The sequence below is a fragment of the Hydrogenophaga palleronii genome (genome assembly GCF_031457455.1).
GTDB classification, from domain to species: domain Bacteria; phylum Pseudomonadota; class Gammaproteobacteria; order Burkholderiales; family Burkholderiaceae_C; genus Hydrogenophaga; species Hydrogenophaga palleronii_A.
In genome coordinates this window covers 522,271-538,790 of the sequence record NZ_JAVDWU010000003.1, presented here as the reverse complement: position 1 = coordinate 538,790, position 16,520 = coordinate 522,271, and the positions used below count along the sequence as shown (strand labels likewise).

At 63.1% G+C, this 16,520-nt stretch carries 10 protein-coding genes; all 10 read right to left on the bottom strand.

Annotated elements, in window-relative coordinates:
• Positions 1-50: 50 nt before the first annotated feature.
• Positions 51-1,085 (bottom strand): glycosyltransferase family 2 protein, encoded by a 1,035-nt coding sequence (locus J2W49_RS10050; protein ID WP_310315139.1) that lies wholly within the window; start codon positions 1,083-1,085, stop codon positions 51-53.
• The gene (locus J2W49_RS10045) at positions 1,082-7,534 is read right to left on the bottom strand and encodes a type I polyketide synthase (protein ID WP_310315136.1); all 6,453 of its coding nucleotides are present in this window, start codon (positions 7,532-7,534) and stop codon (positions 1,082-1,084) included. The genes J2W49_RS10050 and J2W49_RS10045 overlap by 4 nt, the downstream gene beginning before the upstream one ends.
• Positions 7,535-7,617: 83 nt before the next feature.
• The gene (locus J2W49_RS10040; RefSeq protein WP_310315134.1) at positions 7,618-8,478 is read right to left on the bottom strand and encodes an ExeA family protein; all 861 of its coding nucleotides are present in this window, start codon (positions 8,476-8,478) and stop codon (positions 7,618-7,620) included.
• A 149-nt stretch (positions 8,479-8,627) separates the two neighbouring features.
• Positions 8,628-9,383 (bottom strand): WecB/TagA/CpsF family glycosyltransferase, encoded by a 756-nt coding sequence (locus J2W49_RS10035; protein ID WP_310315131.1) that lies wholly within the window; start codon positions 9,381-9,383, stop codon positions 8,628-8,630.
• Between the two features lie 32 nt (positions 9,384-9,415).
• Complete coding sequence (locus J2W49_RS10030; RefSeq protein ID WP_310315128.1) at positions 9,416-10,888, bottom strand: UbiA family prenyltransferase; 1,473 nt, start codon at positions 10,886-10,888, stop codon at positions 9,416-9,418.
• Positions 10,889-10,927: 39 nt separating this feature from the next.
• Complete coding sequence (locus J2W49_RS10025; RefSeq protein ID WP_310315126.1) at positions 10,928-11,824, bottom strand: class I SAM-dependent methyltransferase; 897 nt, start codon at positions 11,822-11,824, stop codon at positions 10,928-10,930.
• 41 nt (positions 11,825-11,865) lie between these two features.
• Positions 11,866-12,603, bottom strand: a complete 738-nt coding sequence (locus tag J2W49_RS10020) for an SDR family NAD(P)-dependent oxidoreductase (protein ID WP_310315124.1) — start codon at positions 12,601-12,603, stop codon at positions 11,866-11,868.
• The gene (locus J2W49_RS10015; RefSeq protein ID WP_310315121.1) at positions 12,600-13,943 is read right to left on the bottom strand and encodes an FAD-binding protein; all 1,344 of its coding nucleotides are present in this window, start codon (positions 13,941-13,943) and stop codon (positions 12,600-12,602) included. Before J2W49_RS10015 ends, J2W49_RS10020 begins: the two co-directional genes overlap by 4 nt.
• Positions 13,943-14,950: a lysylphosphatidylglycerol synthase transmembrane domain-containing protein gene (locus J2W49_RS10010; RefSeq protein ID WP_310315118.1), complete on the bottom strand. Its 1,008-nt coding sequence runs from the start codon at positions 14,948-14,950 to the stop codon at positions 13,943-13,945. The genes J2W49_RS10015 and J2W49_RS10010 overlap by 1 nt, the downstream gene beginning before the upstream one ends.
• The gene (locus J2W49_RS10005) at positions 14,951-16,462 is read right to left on the bottom strand and encodes a hypothetical protein (RefSeq protein ID WP_310315115.1); all 1,512 of its coding nucleotides are present in this window, start codon (positions 16,460-16,462) and stop codon (positions 14,951-14,953) included. It abuts the gene before it with no gap.
• Positions 16,463-16,520: the final 58 nt, after the last annotated feature.

Genomic DNA, 16,520 nt, shown 5'->3' with positions numbered 1-16,520 from the left:
CTCAGAAAAAAGAAATCAGTCGCGCGGTCGCTGCGGGCCAGGTTGCGGACTCAAGGTGTGGATCCAGGATGATCCGCCCCCAGCTTGCGGCGCCACATGCAGCGCAGGTCATGGGAGATCAGGTCCCGCAAAAAGCGATCAGGCTCCTCGCTCTTTCGGCTGCCGCTGCTCAGCAGCCAGCGCAATCGCAGGATCAAGGCACCTGCCAGGTGAGCAAGGGTGGCCGTGGCCGCGTACAGAACCCCATGGTTTTTCGCGAAGTACCGCAAGCGCGAGTCGAACCAATAGGAAGGCATGCGTCGCCAGGTTTTCATGCCGGTCGTGACCGAACCAATGTGCATCACCTGGCTTTGCGGCACGTACACCGATGTCCAGCCGGCTCGGCGGGCGCGCAAGCACAGATCAGTTTCTTCGAAATAGAGAAAGTAGTGCTCGTCAAACATGCCGATTTCGTCCAGCGTCTTGCGCCGCACCATCAGGCTGGCACCGGCCAGCCAGTCGACTTCCTGTACGTTCTGAGGCGCCGGCATGGCCACGATGTAGTTCTTCAGAAGGCGGGAAATGGGCCCGGTGACGGCAGCGCTCTCGAACTCGCTGAAGATGGAAGGAAACCGGAACGCGGTGTTGTGGAGCTCGCCATCCTCCCCGTGGGTGCGCCCCCCGGCAAAACCGACGCGCGGATGCCGGACCATGTGGTCCAGCAGAATACGCAGCGACCCAGGTTCAGGGAAGGCGTCAGAGTTCAGCAGATACACAAAATCGGGGGCCGAACCATCGGGCAGTCCCTGGCGCATGCCGAAATTGTTGCCTGCGCCATAGCCACCGTTGTGACCCGACTGCAGTACACGCACCCGATCCCAGCCCCTCGCCTGCACGGCATCGCGCATTTTTTCGAACGAGCCGTCACCCGAGTGGTTGTCCACCACCGAAATGGCACCGGCGATGTCCCGCATCTCCCGAAGCACAGCCTCCAGTGCCCTAAGCGTCATGTCAGGCGTTCGGAAATTCAGCAGCACTGTGAGCACGGTGGGGCCAGTGGGTCGGCTCAATGGACGGCCCTCCGTGCCAAGCGCTGCGGCGCTCATGCGCGGGGCTCCTGCCTCTCGGCCGCTTCGATATACGATTTCATGTGGCTGGCCAGCACACGCACATTGGGCTCCAGCACCATCGAGTCATGGTCGCCAGGGACTTCAATGACTTGCAGTGCCGGCATGAAACGCGTCCAGTCGTTGTCCTCGTACAGGTACTCTCGCTCAGCACCGACCCAGCGACCGCCGGTGACCTTCCAGCGGCGGTTCAGTGGTGGACGGAACAGGACCACATTGCCATTCCATGGCTGCACATCGTAGCGAGGCAAGGCGTTGCGAAACGCCGCTTCAATGGCTGCATTGTGCAATTGGTGGGTCGATGCGGGGGCTTGCGGCCCATGACCCGACTGCCAGCGACTGAGCTCCCACAGGTAGCGTCGCTTGACCCAGTGCCACAGAAAGCCGGGACCTTCGCGGCGCAATTCGCCAAGCTTGATCAAGGCCCGGTCAATCCGCTTCAAGGGCGGTGAAACCGGCAACGGCGTGTCCAGCATCACCAGCAACGAAACCTGCTCGCCTGCCGCTTCGAGCTGTCTTGCAATCTCGTACGCCGTGATGCCTCCGCCCGAAAAGCCACCCAGCAGGTAGGGCCCATGGGGCTGAACCTGGCGCATTTCGAGGATGTAGTCGGTGGCCGCCTCGACCAAGGTTTCGTGGGGCGCCTGGTCGCCATACAGGCCACGCGCCTGCAGGCCATAAAAAGGCCGGCCCGCACCGATGAGCCGCGCCAGATGGCGCAGGTTGAGCACGTTGCCGAACATGCCGGCCACCAGGAAGAACGGGGTGCGTTCGCCGCCCTCGCCATCGTGCATGGCCACCAGGTGGGTGAAGCGGCGCTTGGGCGGCGCTGCAACGCTGCCAATCGTGTCCGCGCTGCTGCCACTATCGGCGCCAGTGTCACCGATGCGCTCGCGGATCATGTCGGCACACAGTGCAATGGTGGGGGCCTCGAACAGCACCGAGATCGGGAACTCGACCCGATAGGCCTTCTTCACCATGGCGAACAGGCGCACGGCGATCAGGGAGTGACCCCCCAGATCGAAGAAGCTGTCCTGCACACCCACCTGATCCACGCCGAGCAGCTCCTCCCAGAAACCCACCAGCGTGCGTTCCACGTCGTTGCGGGGCTCCACATAGTCGCTGTCCAGATCGGGGCGCTGGAACTTCTGACCTGAGCCAGCTTCTGCGGCCATGGCTTCGCCAGCCTGGCGCACCAGTGCGTCCAGGTTCATGGACGTGATCACCACCTGAGGCAAGCCCGTGGCCAGCGCGCGCCCAAAGGCGTCAGCGCCTTCGGACGGCAGAATGCCTTGCGACATGTTGTGTTGCAATTGTTCTTCCGCCTGGGAGAGTTTGGCATGCGTGCCACCAGGGGCGGGATCGTCGAAGACCAGCTCACGCGCGTCGAGGCGGCTGACCGACGATGAAAACCCGCCCTCCTGAAGGCGCTTGATCGAGAAGCCTTGCACCTCCACGCAGACTGCCCCTTGCGCGTCGAACAGCGTCACGTCGAACACCGCAAACGGTGCGTCCGCACGGTTGTCCTGCGCATTGCGTACCCAGCTCCACACGCAGGCTGGAAGCGGCCGGTGGACCTTGACCGAGCGGTACGACACCGGCACCCACAGATGGTCGGGGGCATAACCTGCGATCAGCTGCATGGCCCAGCCTGTGCCCAGATCCAGCAGCGCCGGGTGCAGCAGGTACCCGGTCGTGAGATCGGCTTCAAAATCGCTCGGGAGCTGCAGGCGGGCGATGCCCTCGCCTTCGCCGTAGGCCACCGATTGCAGCACGCGCCAGCGCTGGCCGAAGTTCAGGTGCGCTTCCTGTGGCGATCGCAGGCCGTTGGGGTCTTCGTCGCGGTGGTTCGGGCAGCGAGACAGCAGGGCAGCGGCGTCGATGCGCTCGGCGTGGTCCAGCGCGCCAGGCACCAGACTGGCCTGGGCATTGAGCTGGAAGCCTTTGCGACCTTCGAACAGCACGTCACTTCGCACTTCGAGGCTGTAGCCCTCCTCGCTGCGCTCCAGTTTTACGCGCACCTCGCGGGTCTGGTCGTCGTTGACTTCCAGCGGGCGGAAAAAGTACAGGTCGTTGATGGTGAACGGCCCGGTCTCACCATTGCCGCGCAGCGCTTGCGCCGCGAGTTCCAGGTAACCGGTGCCGGGCAGCAGCGCCTGGCCAGAGGCCGTGCGGTGGCCGTCCAGAATCCAGCGATCAGAGGTTCGCCAGTGGGCCGTGAACAGCCGGTGACCGGCGGCGTCGAAGGTGGCTTCATCCAGCAGTGGACTGCCCGCCGGGTGGCGGGGGGGCGGAGCGCCTTCGCCCAGGCGGCTGGCCATGGCCTTGGCCGCCATGCCCACCTCGTTCCAGATGCCCCAGTCAATCGCCAGCACCTGGGTGCGGCCGCCGGCGCGGCTGCGGGCGTAGGCGTTGAGGTATTCGTTGGCCGCCACGTAATCCACCTGGCCGGCGGGCGCGGTGATGGTGCTGGTGGAGGAGAACAGCACCAGCCGGTCGATGCTGCCATCAGGGAACAGCTCGTGCAGGATCTGCACGCCATGCACCTTGGGTGCAAATACTTCCTCGACACCGCCCGAGGTCTTGGTCAGCAGTGGTCCGTCGTCCACCACGCCCGCGGCATGAATCACCACCTCGATACGACCAAAGCGGTTGCGGGTCTGTTCGGCGGCCGCCTGCATGTCCTTCACGTTGCACACGTCGGCGGCGATCACCATCACTTCAGCACCCAGACCTTCGAGGCGGCGAACGGCCAGGATGCGCTGGACCACCGGGTCCAGGGGGTCGCCCCTGCGCAGCAGGGCGTCCCAGGTATCTGGCTTGGGCAGTGGCTGGCGCGCCAGCAGCACTAGGCGTGCGTGTTTTTCGCGGGCCAGGCGCTCGGCCAAGGTCAGGCCGATGCCCCCCAGGCCGCCGGTGAGCAGGCAGACGCAACGCTCACGCATGCCGGGCAGACCATCGGTGGGCGCCAGCGGCAGCGGTGCGTGGCCCAGTTCAAATCGTTTGTCGGCCCGCAGGGCGACCACCCGATTGCTCGGTGTGGCGAACAGGTCTTCGAGCACGCGCTCTGCCATAGCGTTCAGTGCACCCGCATCCGGTTTGGTGCGCCAGCCTTTTTCCACAGTGGGCAGGACCACGTCAATCACGGAGCAGGTGAGCCCGGGCAGCTCGCGCGGCGCCACGCGGGCAGGTCCCATGGCCGTGGCTTTTTCGGGGTAGGGCAAGGCCTCGTCGCGCACGCGCGCGGCGCCGGTGCTCAGCACCGTCAGGTGCATGGGTTTGGGCAGGTTCTCGCCGGCCATCGCCTGGGCCAAAAACAGCAGGCTGAAAAAACCCTGCTCGATGTTGCGATGGAAGAAGCTGCTGCCAGGCCGGAAGCGCTCTCCTCTTGTGACCAGCCAGACGTGAACGATCTGCTGCGGCGTGTGGCCCGTGGCCACCAGGTCGCGCACCAGTTCGTCGTAACCCTCGCGGCCGCGTTCCGGCGCCAGCACGTATTCGAGCTCGCTCACGCGGGCGAACATGTCGCCTGCGCGCACCACCGTCACAGGGTGGCCAGCATGGCGCAGCCGGTGGACCAGATTGTCCGCAAGGCCCGCGTCATCCATGAACACCAGCCAGTTCTGTGGTGTGGTCGTGGCAAGGTCTTGCGAGACATCGATCTCCACATCGGCTTGGCGTGGCCGCCAGCGGGGCTGGTAGCCCCATTGGCTCACGTCGTCGGTGCGCACCAGTTGCACGGGCTCGGTCGCGGCATGGCGGGCTTCGCCGGGTTCGATGAAATACGGCTTGCGCTGGAAGGCGTAGGTGGGCAGTGGCACGCGATGGCGACGCGCTTCGCCCCAGATCGGCTCCCAGTCCACCTTCACGCCGGTGGCCCACAACCGGCCCAGCGTGCCCAGGAACCACACGTCGTCGGCGATGGCATGGTCGGCGTGGCGCAGCGAATTGATGACCTGGTTCGACGCAACACCATTGGCCTGCGCGAGTGAACCCAGGGCCTTGCCCGGTCCAACCTCCAGGTACACCCGACCCCTTTCTTTCATCAGCGTGGCCAGGCAGTCGGCGAACTGCACCGTGTTGCGCAAGTGGGCGACCCAGTACAGCGGATCCGTGGCCTGCGCAGCGCTCAGGGGCTGACCGTCGCGGTTGGAGATGATGGACAGCTTGGGGGCACTGAGGCGGATGCTGCGCAGATAGGCTTCGAAGCGGCTGAGGATGGGCTCGAGCATGCGCGAGTGCGCGGCAATGTCGATCTGGACGCGCTGGGGTTCGACCTCACGCGCACGCAACGCAGCTTCCAGTGCGTCCAGCGCATGCTGCGGGCCGGACACCACGCACAGCTCGGGCGCGTTCACGCTGGCCATGTCCAGCTCGCTGCCCAGCAGGCCGCGCACTTCGGCGGCAGGCAGCGGCACGCTGAGCATGCCGCCCACGGGCACGGTGTCGAACAGCTGGCCGCGCAGCAGCACCAGGCCAATGCAGTCTTCGAACGACATCACGCCGGCCAGGCAGGCGGCCGTGTTCTCGCCCATGCTGTGGCCCACCAGGGCGGCGGGTTTCACGCCCCACGACATCCACAACTGTGCCAGCGCGTATTCCACGATCATGATCAGCGGCAGCTGCACCGAAGGGCGCTTGAGCTTCTCCACCGCATGATCCTGCTGCTCCGGCTCGGGCAGCCACAGCGCGCGGATGTCGTAGTCCAGCTGACGCTGCAGCACGGCCAGGCCCTGGTCCATCCAGTCCTGGAACACCGGTTCGGTGGCGTAGAGTTCACGCGCCATGCCGGCGTACTGAGCTCCGCCGCCCGGGAACATGAACACCACCTCCGGGTCGTCGCCCAGGTGGCTGTGGTTGAACACGCGGCGGGTGTCGGTGCCTTCCAGCAGGGTGGCGGCGTCTTCGTGGGTTTCGGCCACCAGCACGCGCCGGTGTTCAAAAGCGCGGCGACCCTCTTTGAGCGTGAAGGCCACGTCGGCCAGGGGTTGTTCGGGGTGGGCGCGCAGGTGCGCTGCCAGCGCCTTGGCGTTCGCGTCCACCGCCGCGCGCGAGCGGCCTGACACCACCAGCAGCTGGAACGGCCAGTCCGACGGCTCACTGGTTGCGGCTTCGGGCGCTTCTTCCAGCACGGCGTGGGCATTGGTGCCGCCCACGCCCAGGGAGTTCACGCCCGCGCGGCGTGGTCCTTTGTGCGAGACCCAGGGGGTCAGGGTGTGGTTGACCTGGAACGGGCTGCCATCGAAGTCGATGGAAGGATTGGGTCGCTCATAGCCCAGGCTCGGCGGCAGCTCCCGGTGCTTGAGCGCCAGCGCCACCTTGATCAGGCTGGCCACGCCGGCCGCGGTGTCCAGGTGGCCGATGTTGGTCTTGACCGAGCCTATGCGGCAGAAGCCGGTCTCGGTTGTGGTTTCATGGAACGCCTGGGTCAATGCGGCTACTTCGATGGGGTCGCCCAGGAAGGTGCCTGTGCCGTGGCATTCCACGTAGTCGATGGTGTCGGCCGACACGCCAGCCACGGCCTGTGCTTCCGCGATGGCCTTGGCCTGGCCGTCCACGCTGGGCGCCAGGTAACCGGCCTTGGCCGCACCGTCGTTGTTGACCGCCGTGCCCTTGATCACGGCCCAGATGTGGTCGCCGTCCTTGAGGGCATCTTCCAGGCGGCGCAGCACCACCGCGCCTGCGCCCGAACCGAACACCGTTCCCTGGGCACGGTGGTCAAAGGCGTGGCAGTGGCCATCGGGTGAGAGGATTTCGCCTTCCTGAAAGACGTAGCCACGCGCGTGCGGTAACTCGATCGTCACGCCCCCGGCCAGGGCCATGTCGCATTCGCCGCCCAGCAGCGACTGGCAGGCGTAGTGCACTGCCACCAGTGACGTGGAGCAGGCGGTCTGGATGTTGACGCTGGGGCCCTTGAGGTCAAAGATGTGGCTGACCCGGGTGGAGAGAAAGTCTTTGTCGTTGCCGGTGTGGCGCAACAGGAACATGCCGGTGTTGGCCACCAGGTCCGGGTTGGAGCAGATGTTGAAGTAGAAGTAGCTGCCCATGCCACAGCCGGCGTAGACAGCAATGGCGCCCGGGAAGGATTCGGGCGGATGCCCCGCACTCTCCAGCGCCTCCCAGGCCACCTCCAGAAACTGGCGGTGCTGGGGGTCCATGATGGCCGCTTCCTTGGGACTGAACCCGAAGAAATCGGCGTCGAACTGCTCAAAACCATCGAGCACCGCGGCAGCGGGCACGTAGTTGCGGTGCCGCATGCGCTCGGGGCTCTCGCCAGCTGCGAGCAATTCGGCTTCGCTCAGTCGCCGGATGGACTCAATGCCCTCCCGCAGGTTGTTCCAGTAAGCCTGTGGATGGGTGGCGCCAGGAAGGTGGGCAGCGATGCCGACAATGGCAATGTCGTTGGTTGAAGTTGATTGCGTTGTCACACCGACCTCAGTGATTCCTGCCACATGGCGCCCCCCGTTAAACCGCCATTATCGCGTCAGGAATAGAACATTAGACTGACAAATTATTCACGACCAGGCAAACTTTCCCCCGCTTTTGTGGGCGGATGATCCCCCAGGACACCGAACTGGGAACGATCGTGCAGCACCTCGTCAATGATGTGCACATCGATGACACGGGCCTCGTAGGCGTAGCCATAGACCAGGGCCATGTCGCAAAGCGTGTTGATGTTGCGCGGAACGCCCTGTGCAGCCTTGCCGATCTTGGCCATCGCCAATGGGCTGAAAAGCTTGCGGTCGCGCCCGGCCACGCGAAGCCGGTGTTCGATGTAGTCCGCCACTTCCACCGTGCCCAAGGGCGGAATGAAATAGTCCACCGCCACCCGCTGGGCAAACTGGGTGAGTTCCGGGCGCTTGAGGTTGTCTCGCAACTGCGGCTGGCCCACCAGAATCATCTGAAGCAGCTGGTCCTTGTCGGCGTTGATGTTGGAGAGCATGCGCAAGTATTCCAGCGCAGGCACGCTGAGGTTTTGCGCTTCGTCAATGATGAGCACCACCCGGTGGCCCATGCCGTATTCGGCAATCAGAAATTGCTGGAACGCATCGTATTGGCTGACCTGTGATTTGCCCTCGAATGGAAGCCCGTAGGCCAGCATGATCCACTCCAGCAGATTGCCCATGTCCTGATGGGTGTTGGTGACCAACCCGACACGGACTTCTTCGCCCAGTTTGTTGAGCAGGCGGCGCACCAGCGTCGTCTTTCCGCACCCGATGTCGCCACAGATCACGGTGAACCCTGCCCGGCTCATCATTCCGTACTCCAGCATGCTGTAAGCCTGCGCGTGGCGCTGGCTCATGAACAGGAAGTCCGGATCTGGCTGAATGGAGAAAGGTTTCTCTGTCAGGCCGTAAAACGATTCGTACACGCTCTTCCGTTTCCGCGCCATAAAGGCGTTCATCCGACGGCCTTGCATTTGCTTGCCAGGCTCGCCGTATTTGCCAGGTTGATGATCCGGACAGGCAGTCTACCCCATGCCTCTTGCGCCAACAAAGGTGCCTTCTCCCGACCGTACTGTCAGGGGCGCACTTTCAGACAGTCTTTGAGAAGCATCCCGATCCCGGCGGGATAGCTGAGCAGATAGCGCTTCCAGAGGCGGCCGGGTTCCCGGGCCAGCCGGTACAGCCACTCCAGCCCGGCACTGCGCATCCAACCGGGCGCCCGCCCGCCGTTGGGTCCAAGGATTTCAAAGGTTCCGCCGATGCCCATGAGCACCAGATAAGGCAATCTGGCACGCAGTTGCAATGCGAGTCGATCCTGTTTGGGGACACCCAGCGCGATAAAGACGGTTCGCACCTCCTGCTCTTTCAAGGCGCTGGCAAACTGTTCCAGCTGCGCTTCGCCGAGGTCGACTTTGCCATCGAACAGGTAGCGGCAGGCCTCCCTGGCGGCGGGTTCGTACAGAGCCAGGGTGGCCATGGGGTCCAGTCCGCCGATGATGGCGTAGGGCGGCACTTGCGGAAGGCGCAGGTAAGCATCGACCAGGTCGACACCCGTGGTTCTTCCCGCAATGATCTGACCTGTCCGCTTGAACCGCGAGGCCCAGACCAGTGGCATGCCATCAGCGGTGATGATGTCGGCCTGGAGCATCAGATTGCGGTAGTTCGGGTCTCTGGCACTTCGGGCCAGCATCTCGGTGTTGAGGGTCAACAACCATGCGCCTTCACCGCGCGCAATGCGGGCCAGCAGGTCGTCGAGCGTTTCATGCAGGCTGGCCAGAACAACCGGCAGACCGCAGATCGTACAGACTGAAGGCGGGGTGGATGGGTTCATTTTTTTGCGGGCGGTCAGCGGTCTGTCGGTCGTCAAAGGGGCCAAAAGGTCGCTGCCAGCATGATCAGGACAACGGCCATTGCGGTGGCCCACGTTTCAGGATCCTTGACCGCATAAAAAATGGGATCTTCGTCCATGTAACCGCGAGCTGTCACGACCCAGAGTCGGGTAACCCACAACAGCAGCAATGGCGCAATGAACCAGAGTATTTCGGGTCGGCGATACAGCTCGAACACCTCCGTGCTGTGGATGTAGAGCGCGAGCACCAGTACGGCCAGGTATCCGCTGCTGGTCCCCAGACTTTGCAGCACCGGGATGTCTTCCGTGTCGTATTCGCGGCCGCGAAGTTTGCCCAGGGTCGCCTTTGCCACTGTTTCCCGCTTGCGCACTTCCACGAGTTCCGCGACGCGCTTGACCAAGGCCAAGGACAGGAAGATGAACATGGAAAAGGCCAGCAGCCAGAAGGACAGTGCGATGCCTGTTGCGAAACCGCCGGCAATGATCCGAAGCGTATACAGGCCTGCGAGAACCAGCACGTCGAGACTGGCCACCCGCTTGAGCCACAGCGAGTACAGCAGGGTGGTCACCAGGTAGCCAAGCAGGCTCAACTGGAAGCCCAATGGCAATGCCAGCGCGAGCAGCAAACTGGTGAGCATCAAACCCACGACTGAGGCGATGCCCCATTGAACGCTGAGCGTTCCTGCAGCGAAGGGGCGGTTCTTCTTCTTGTGGTGGTGCCGGTCTGCGTCGAGGTCGAGCAGATCGTTGACGATGTAGGTGGCGGATGCGCAAACCCCGAAGCAGACAAATGCGATAAGGCCATCGACGACCGCTTCCAGGTTCAGCACCTCGTGGGCGGTAAGAATGGGGATGAACAGCAGCGAGTTCTTGACCCATTGCTGGATTCTGATGGCGCGCAACCAGACCCGCAGGGGGTTGCCGGATGCTGGCAGGTCTTTGTGGGGCTTGCCCATGGCCACCACCTGACGCACAACCCGTCGGGGCGCATTCACGGTGACGGCCGCTGCCGCACTGCGCCAGACTGCAAGATCCACGTGGGCATTGGCCACGTATTCATAGTTGCCCTGCCCGAACACCTCATCCAGCCGGCGCGCTTTGTTGGAGCCGATCAGGTTGGTACCGGCTTGGGTGGCCAGCACCTGATCAAACAGCGACAGGTCTTCGGCGATCCGCTGCGCCAGCTGCTCATGGCTGCCCGTGACCAGAACGGTGGTGCGACCTGCGGCCCTGGCTGCCCGGGTCAGTTCCACGACGGCGGGGTTGTAGGGCAGCACCGTGGTGTCCAGATGTGCTCGTGTTGCCAGTTGATGCTTCAGATGGCTCTTTCCCCTAAGCAACCACAAGGGCAGTAGAAACAATGTCCACGGTGCACGCTTCAATACCGAAAGCAGGCTCTCGAATGTGAGGTCGGTACGGATGAGCGTGCCGTCAAGATCCACGCAGAACGGCAGAGCATCTGGATGGGCAGGTTTTCGGTTTTCCATATGCGGAATGTGTACGTTGGTCCGAAGCTGCGTTGGCGTTCAGGGCTTGTCTGCCACGAAGCAGGTTTCGCCGCCCACCCGCTGAGTCAGGTCGGGACGCAGGGACAATCCGGTCGAGGCGATCCAACGGTACATGGTTGCCCGCGAGGGATAGATTGGCGCCGCGGTAGCGAAGACCGAAGGCGACACCAGCATGCGCCTGCCCAGCCATTGGTAGCTGAGGGTATTGATCAGCGTGCGAACCCGGTTCAGCAAGAGTGCCACTGGCTGACGCGTCAACAGGTATTGATTGACGTATTGGACGTAGGAGTCCGGCGAGCCGCCGATGACCTGCAACTGGCCACCTGGCTTGAGGACCCTGGCCATTTCCTGCAGTGCTTTGCGGATGTCCATGTACTGGTGGGCTGAATAGCACAGGACAATATCGAACTGCCGGTCGCCAAAAGGCAGCGCTTCTCCCGCTCCATCGACCACTTCAGGCGCCACCACGCCTTCGCGCTCAGCCAGCAATGGGGTGAACTGGCGGTAAATCGCCATCGGCTCGACACCCACGAATTTCCCGTCCGTTCTTCGAGCGAGGGACAAAAGGTTGCAACCGAAACCCGATCCGACCTCAAGCACCGATTTGCCCGCGTAGCTTTCTGGCGCCAGCAGCGCGCTGTCTCCTTCGCCATGGATGCGGCGACCTCGGTCCAGCCACATCCGGTACTCCCTGAGAGGGTCTGCCACCAGCCATCCCAGCGGACTGAGCTGTGGCTGTGCATCGAAGCTTGCCCATCCCAGCCTCGATGCGGTTTCCACCACGGCCTGCGGCAATTCACCCGCCGGCAGTGAGAGGTTCAACCGCACGATGAAATCGATCAGCTCGTCGGAGCAGGGGCCGAGCAGTGCTTGGCGGACCTCCTCGGTTTGCGCTTCGCTTAGGGTGGTTTGCATTCCAGGGCCTTCACAGGGGCAAATTCGGCAATGGACATCGCTCAGAATTTGAGGCGCTTCATGATCGTTGGCGGAATGTGGCGGATGATGAGCATGATCAGGCGCCAGAAGCCCGGGTGGTAGAGAACGGCTTGCCCCTTTTTTGCGGCTTTCAGGATGGCCTTTGCACAACTCTCCGGCGAGGAGACGAGGAACAGTCCGGGAAGCCCCCAGGTCATGGCCGTGTCAATGAAGCCCGGCTTGACCACGGTGACCGTGGCGCCACACGGGAACAGCCGGGCGCGCAGGCCCTCCGCATAGGTGGCCAGCCCCGCCTTCGCCGAGCCGTAAAGGTAGTTCTTGCGCCGACCGCGATCACCTGCCACAGACCCGATCACGACGACCTGACCACCGGCCTGCCGTTCGAAATGCGGTGCCAGGCCCTGCAGCAGCGCCATGGGGCCGGTGTAGGTGGATTCCACCATGCGCGCCAGCAACGCGGGGTCGGTGTCCATCGTGTCCTGCTCCGGCATCAGGCCGACCGCTACCAACACGTTCAGCCGGGTCTGTTCGATCAAGGCCTGTTCCAGCAGAATCTGCCGTGCGTGTGGATCGCCGACGTCGCAGGGCAAAACCCGCGCATTTTCAGCGCCACGCAGCCGAGCATCGCTGGCGGAGGCTTCTAGGTCGCTGAGATCACGCCCCACCAGCGTGATGTCTGCGCCTTGCTGGGCCAGTTCACGAATGCAGGCGCGTGCAATCGCTGAAGTGGCGCCGATGACCAGCCAGTGTTCCTTCATGTGATGGCCGCTCCTCTGAGCTGCAACCTTCGGGAAAGATCGGAGGCCATGCGCCCCAGCGGATCCACCTGGGCGAGCACCTCGCTGAACCGATCGAGCTGGGTGTACATCTGTCGCATGTTGCCAGGTGTGAGCGTGGAATCTTTGGCGAGGTAGGTCCGCCCGCCGTGGTCGCAGGTGATCGACTCCAGGCGCGCCATCAGATCGGCGACCCGGGGGCCGTTCGGGAAGTCAAGGGCCAGGGTGAATCCTGGACGCGGAAAGGACAGATAGCCTCGGCCTGACGCGCCCATGGTCTTAAGCACGGCCAGGAATGAGCCCATGCCGGAATCCGCGATCAAACCCAGCATCAGGCGCAGCGCGGCTGCGCCACTTTCGAAAGGCACCACACACTGGAATTGGTGGAAACCCCGGTGGCCGTAGATCCGGTTCCAGTCATGGATCGCATCAAGCGGAAACAGGAATTTTTCATAAGGAAGCAACTCTGTTCGCCCCTGCGCTGGAATGCGCCTGGAGTACAGCTCGTTGAAGACCCGCACACTCCATCGATTCAGGGCCAACGAGGGGAAATCCGTCGGAACACGGCGGGCGCGCTGAGGCGCCGACGTGACGCCCTGCTCACTGGGCCTGGCCAGTTCGAGGATGCCGCGACCGAGTTGCGCACCGCGCGCCATGGCATCGATCCAGCCCACCACATACGGGGTGCGGTCCTGTTCCTCACGCAAACGGGCCAGAAACTCATCCAGATGGCCCATGCGCTCGCGTTTGAGAGACACCGCATTCGATGGCACACGTTCGGTTCGGATGCGGGCCCGTTCGATCACCCCGGTCAGGCCCACGCCGCCCAGCGTGGCTCGCAGCAAATCGCTGTCGTCATCACCCATCAAGTGGTGCAGTTGCCCGTCTGGGGTGCGCAGTTCCATCCAGTCCAGTTGCTGGCCGATGCTGCCGCTACAGTGATGGTTTTTGCCATGGATGTCATTGGCCAGTCCACCACCCACCGTGGCAAAGCCGGTGCCTGGCACCACGGCGGGCAGATGACCCCGGGGCACCAGGGTGCGGACAAGATCCCCAAAGGTGGCTCCGGCCTCCACAGTGACCCAGTTGCCCACCTCATCGAGATCCAGCAGCCGGTCCAGGCGCGACGTCAGGATGACCTGGCCGCCCTTGTTGAGGGCAGCGTCCCCGTAGCTGCGTCCGTTGCCTCGCGCCAGCACAGAGGCAGTGCCCTCAGTGAGAAGCCCGGCAATGACGGGCATGCGCTCGGGTCTGGCGACCTCGGCGGTGGAGCGAAGCACGCGGCCCCACCCTTGCAGTTCCTTTTGTGCCCAGGTTGGCATCAGGCGGTTTCCTTGACTCTGAGCAACATGCCCGCTTTGGCTGCCTTGCGCGATGTGGTCATGGCCGACGGCGTCAACAGCAGACCGATCACCACTGCGAACCAAAATGTGGTGGCTCGGATGATCGCTGTCGAAATCAACGCCACGTCCATATTGACACCCAGTGCCGTCAGCAGAATGACCATGGTGGCTTCCGTGCTGCCCAGACCACCAGGCAGCATGCTGATGGCGCCCACGATCATGCTGAACGAGAACACGAAGACCGCATTGGTCACACTCACATCGGCTCCGAAGTGTTGCAGGATCAGATACAAGGCAAAGGACTCAGCCCACCATCCGATCACGCTGGGCACCAGCGTGGCGCCGTAGGTTTTCCAACTGCTCAGACGGCCCATGGCCCGAAGCACCCGTCGCAAACGCACCAACAGACGTACGCGTCGTTTGACAACGCCCGCCGCCGCCAGGAGCAACGGCTCCAGCATCTTTGGGCGAACCAGCGGCAGCGACAACAGGACCACAATCACCAGCAAGGCGACGCCATGCCAGCGATAGGCCTGGAAGCCTGAGAAGGACACCAGCGTGAGCAGCATGATGGCCCAGGTATCCAGTGCGCGGTCGGCGAGCATGAGCGGCATGGATCGGCTGTAAGCGATCCCGTGTCCGGACTTCATCAGCCACAGGCGGATGGCTTCACCGGCCTTGCCGGGTGTGGCTGTGAGCGAATAGCCGCTGAAGTAATACAGCGTGTTTGCAAGGTGGGGAACCTGCAGATCCAGGGCGCGCGAGAGCATGACCCAACGCACCGCCCGCAGCGCATAGTTGAGCAGAGACAGCCCCAGGAGGCTCAGCATGATCCACAGGGGCAAAGACGCCGCCAGCTGCAGGGTCTCGCGGTTGACCTGAGAGAGCACCGCGGCGGCCACTGCAAGGTAGATGGCCGCCACTACGCCGAGTGCCCATCGGCGCGACGAAGTGAGGATGGCGGTGGCGGAGGTCAGGTCGTTCATCTAGGGTGTCGAAGGCAGGCGTCGGAGCACCGCGAGGTTTTGTACCGGGTCTTCGACGACCACTTCAAACTCCTGCCCGAAGCGGGCACTGAAATGATCCAGCTTCACCCATTGGGCCATGCCAACCCAGTCTACGATGTATTGCACTGGCGAGGCCAGCACATAGTTCAGGTTGTGCCCGTCGTTCAGCAGGCTGCGCAGGGCTTCGGGGTTGACTTTGCCATCCAGGTTGATCGTTCGGTCATGAAAGTACCCCAGTGTGCCTGTCTGGGGCGCGCCCACCCATACCTCGGCTTTCAGGTTGGTCTGTGTCCAGTCCACCACCTGCTTGTGCATGTGTGTGGTTCCTTTCCGGTAGTCGTTCGCAGCAAACAGGGCGGCCATGGCGGTCAGGCAACCCACGCCCACGTAGACAGCGGCCAGCCGAAGTCGACCCGATGCCAGTACCGTTCGGCCCCCCATGTAGACCGCACCCACGACGAACAACCAGAGGAAGGGCGATGCGGCGGAAAAATACCGCGGCAGGAACCAGCTCGCGCCGAAGAACAACCCGTAATAGGTCACAAGGCCAGCTGTGAACAATGTGCCCGCTACAAAATGAATTCTGGCTGCGGCGGCAAGGCGCCCAATGAGGAACCAGTAGGTCACCAGCGCCGCCGCTGTGGCGGTGAAGGTCACCAATTGAACCGGGAGCAAGGCTTCGACCCTGCCTGGCACGGGAAGCCATAACCAGGCGTTCTCAAACAGGTAAGCGGCAACCCAGGGCAGGTTGCGCCCAATGTCTGCTGCATGGGACTGGGCCGTGCCACTGATCGGAACAATCGATCCAAAGGCCAGGTAGTTGTTGGTCAGCCACGGCGAGGCCACCACGATGCTGATGGAACCGGCAATCATTGCGGTGGTGAAACGGCTCGCAATGGTGTCACTGCGGCCTGGTACCGGCAAGAGCAGGTGGGCAATCAGCAAGGCTGCGATAAAAAACACGGCATCGTTTCGGGCGAGGAAGGTCAGGCCCAGCAGAAAACCCAGCAGCAAGTGGCTGTTCCGGCTTGGAGCCGTTGTTGTGCAAAAACGCTGCAAATAGAACAACGTGGCCAGCAGGAGGGTTCCCTGATACAGCCCCGTCTCCAGACCGTTCATGCTGTGCCGCGTGATCAATGGCGCCGCGAACCAGAGTCCGGCGGCCACATAGGCCAAACCCCGCCCATGCGGCAAATGGCCAAAAACCTTTGCACCCACACATACCAGAAGCCAGGTTGAAATCAGGGCAACCAGTGTGGAGAAAATTGTCACCAGGGCGATCGCCAGCGTTTTGTCGCCTTGCGCGAGGAAATGCAACCCGGCGAACAAGAAGGTTGCCAGCGGCTGAACGCCGTTGGTCGGCATCGTGCCTTCAGCGGTCGACATGCCCAATCCGATGGCCATGTTGCGGGCCACCGTTTGCATCAGATAGCCGTCCTCGGTCATGTACTGCCAGAACAGACGACCCTCGATGTCGAGCAGCGGGGACAAACGTGCGCTCAGTCCGACCAGGAGCAGCGCCCCTACGCAGACTTTGACCCACCCTTGG

What these genes read in the sequence shown, in the direction of transcription:
- J2W49_RS10015 (WP_310315121.1), bottom strand. Translation starts at nt 13,943, where the DNA reads ATGCCAACCTGGGCACAAAAGGAACTGCAAGGGTGGGGCCGCGTGCTT.
- J2W49_RS10020 (WP_310315124.1), bottom strand. Translation starts at nt 12,603, where the DNA reads ATGAAGGAACACTGGCTGGTCATCGGCGCCACTTCAGCGATTGCACGC.
- J2W49_RS10025 (WP_310315126.1), bottom strand. Translation starts at nt 11,824, where the DNA reads ATGCAAACCACCCTAAGCGAAGCGCAAACCGAGGAGGTCCGCCAAGCA.
- J2W49_RS10050 (WP_310315139.1), bottom strand. Translation starts at nt 1,085, where the DNA reads ATGAGCGCCGCAGCGCTTGGCACGGAGGGCCGTCCATTGAGCCGACCC.
- J2W49_RS10035 (WP_310315131.1), bottom strand. Translation starts at nt 9,383, where the DNA reads ATGAACCCATCCACCCCGCCTTCAGTCTGTACGATCTGCGGTCTGCCG.
- J2W49_RS10030 (WP_310315128.1), bottom strand. Translation starts at nt 10,888, where the DNA reads ATGGAAAACCGAAAACCTGCCCATCCAGATGCTCTGCCGTTCTGCGTG.
- J2W49_RS10010 (WP_310315118.1), bottom strand. Translation starts at nt 14,950, where the DNA reads ATGAACGACCTGACCTCCGCCACCGCCATCCTCACTTCGTCGCGCCGA.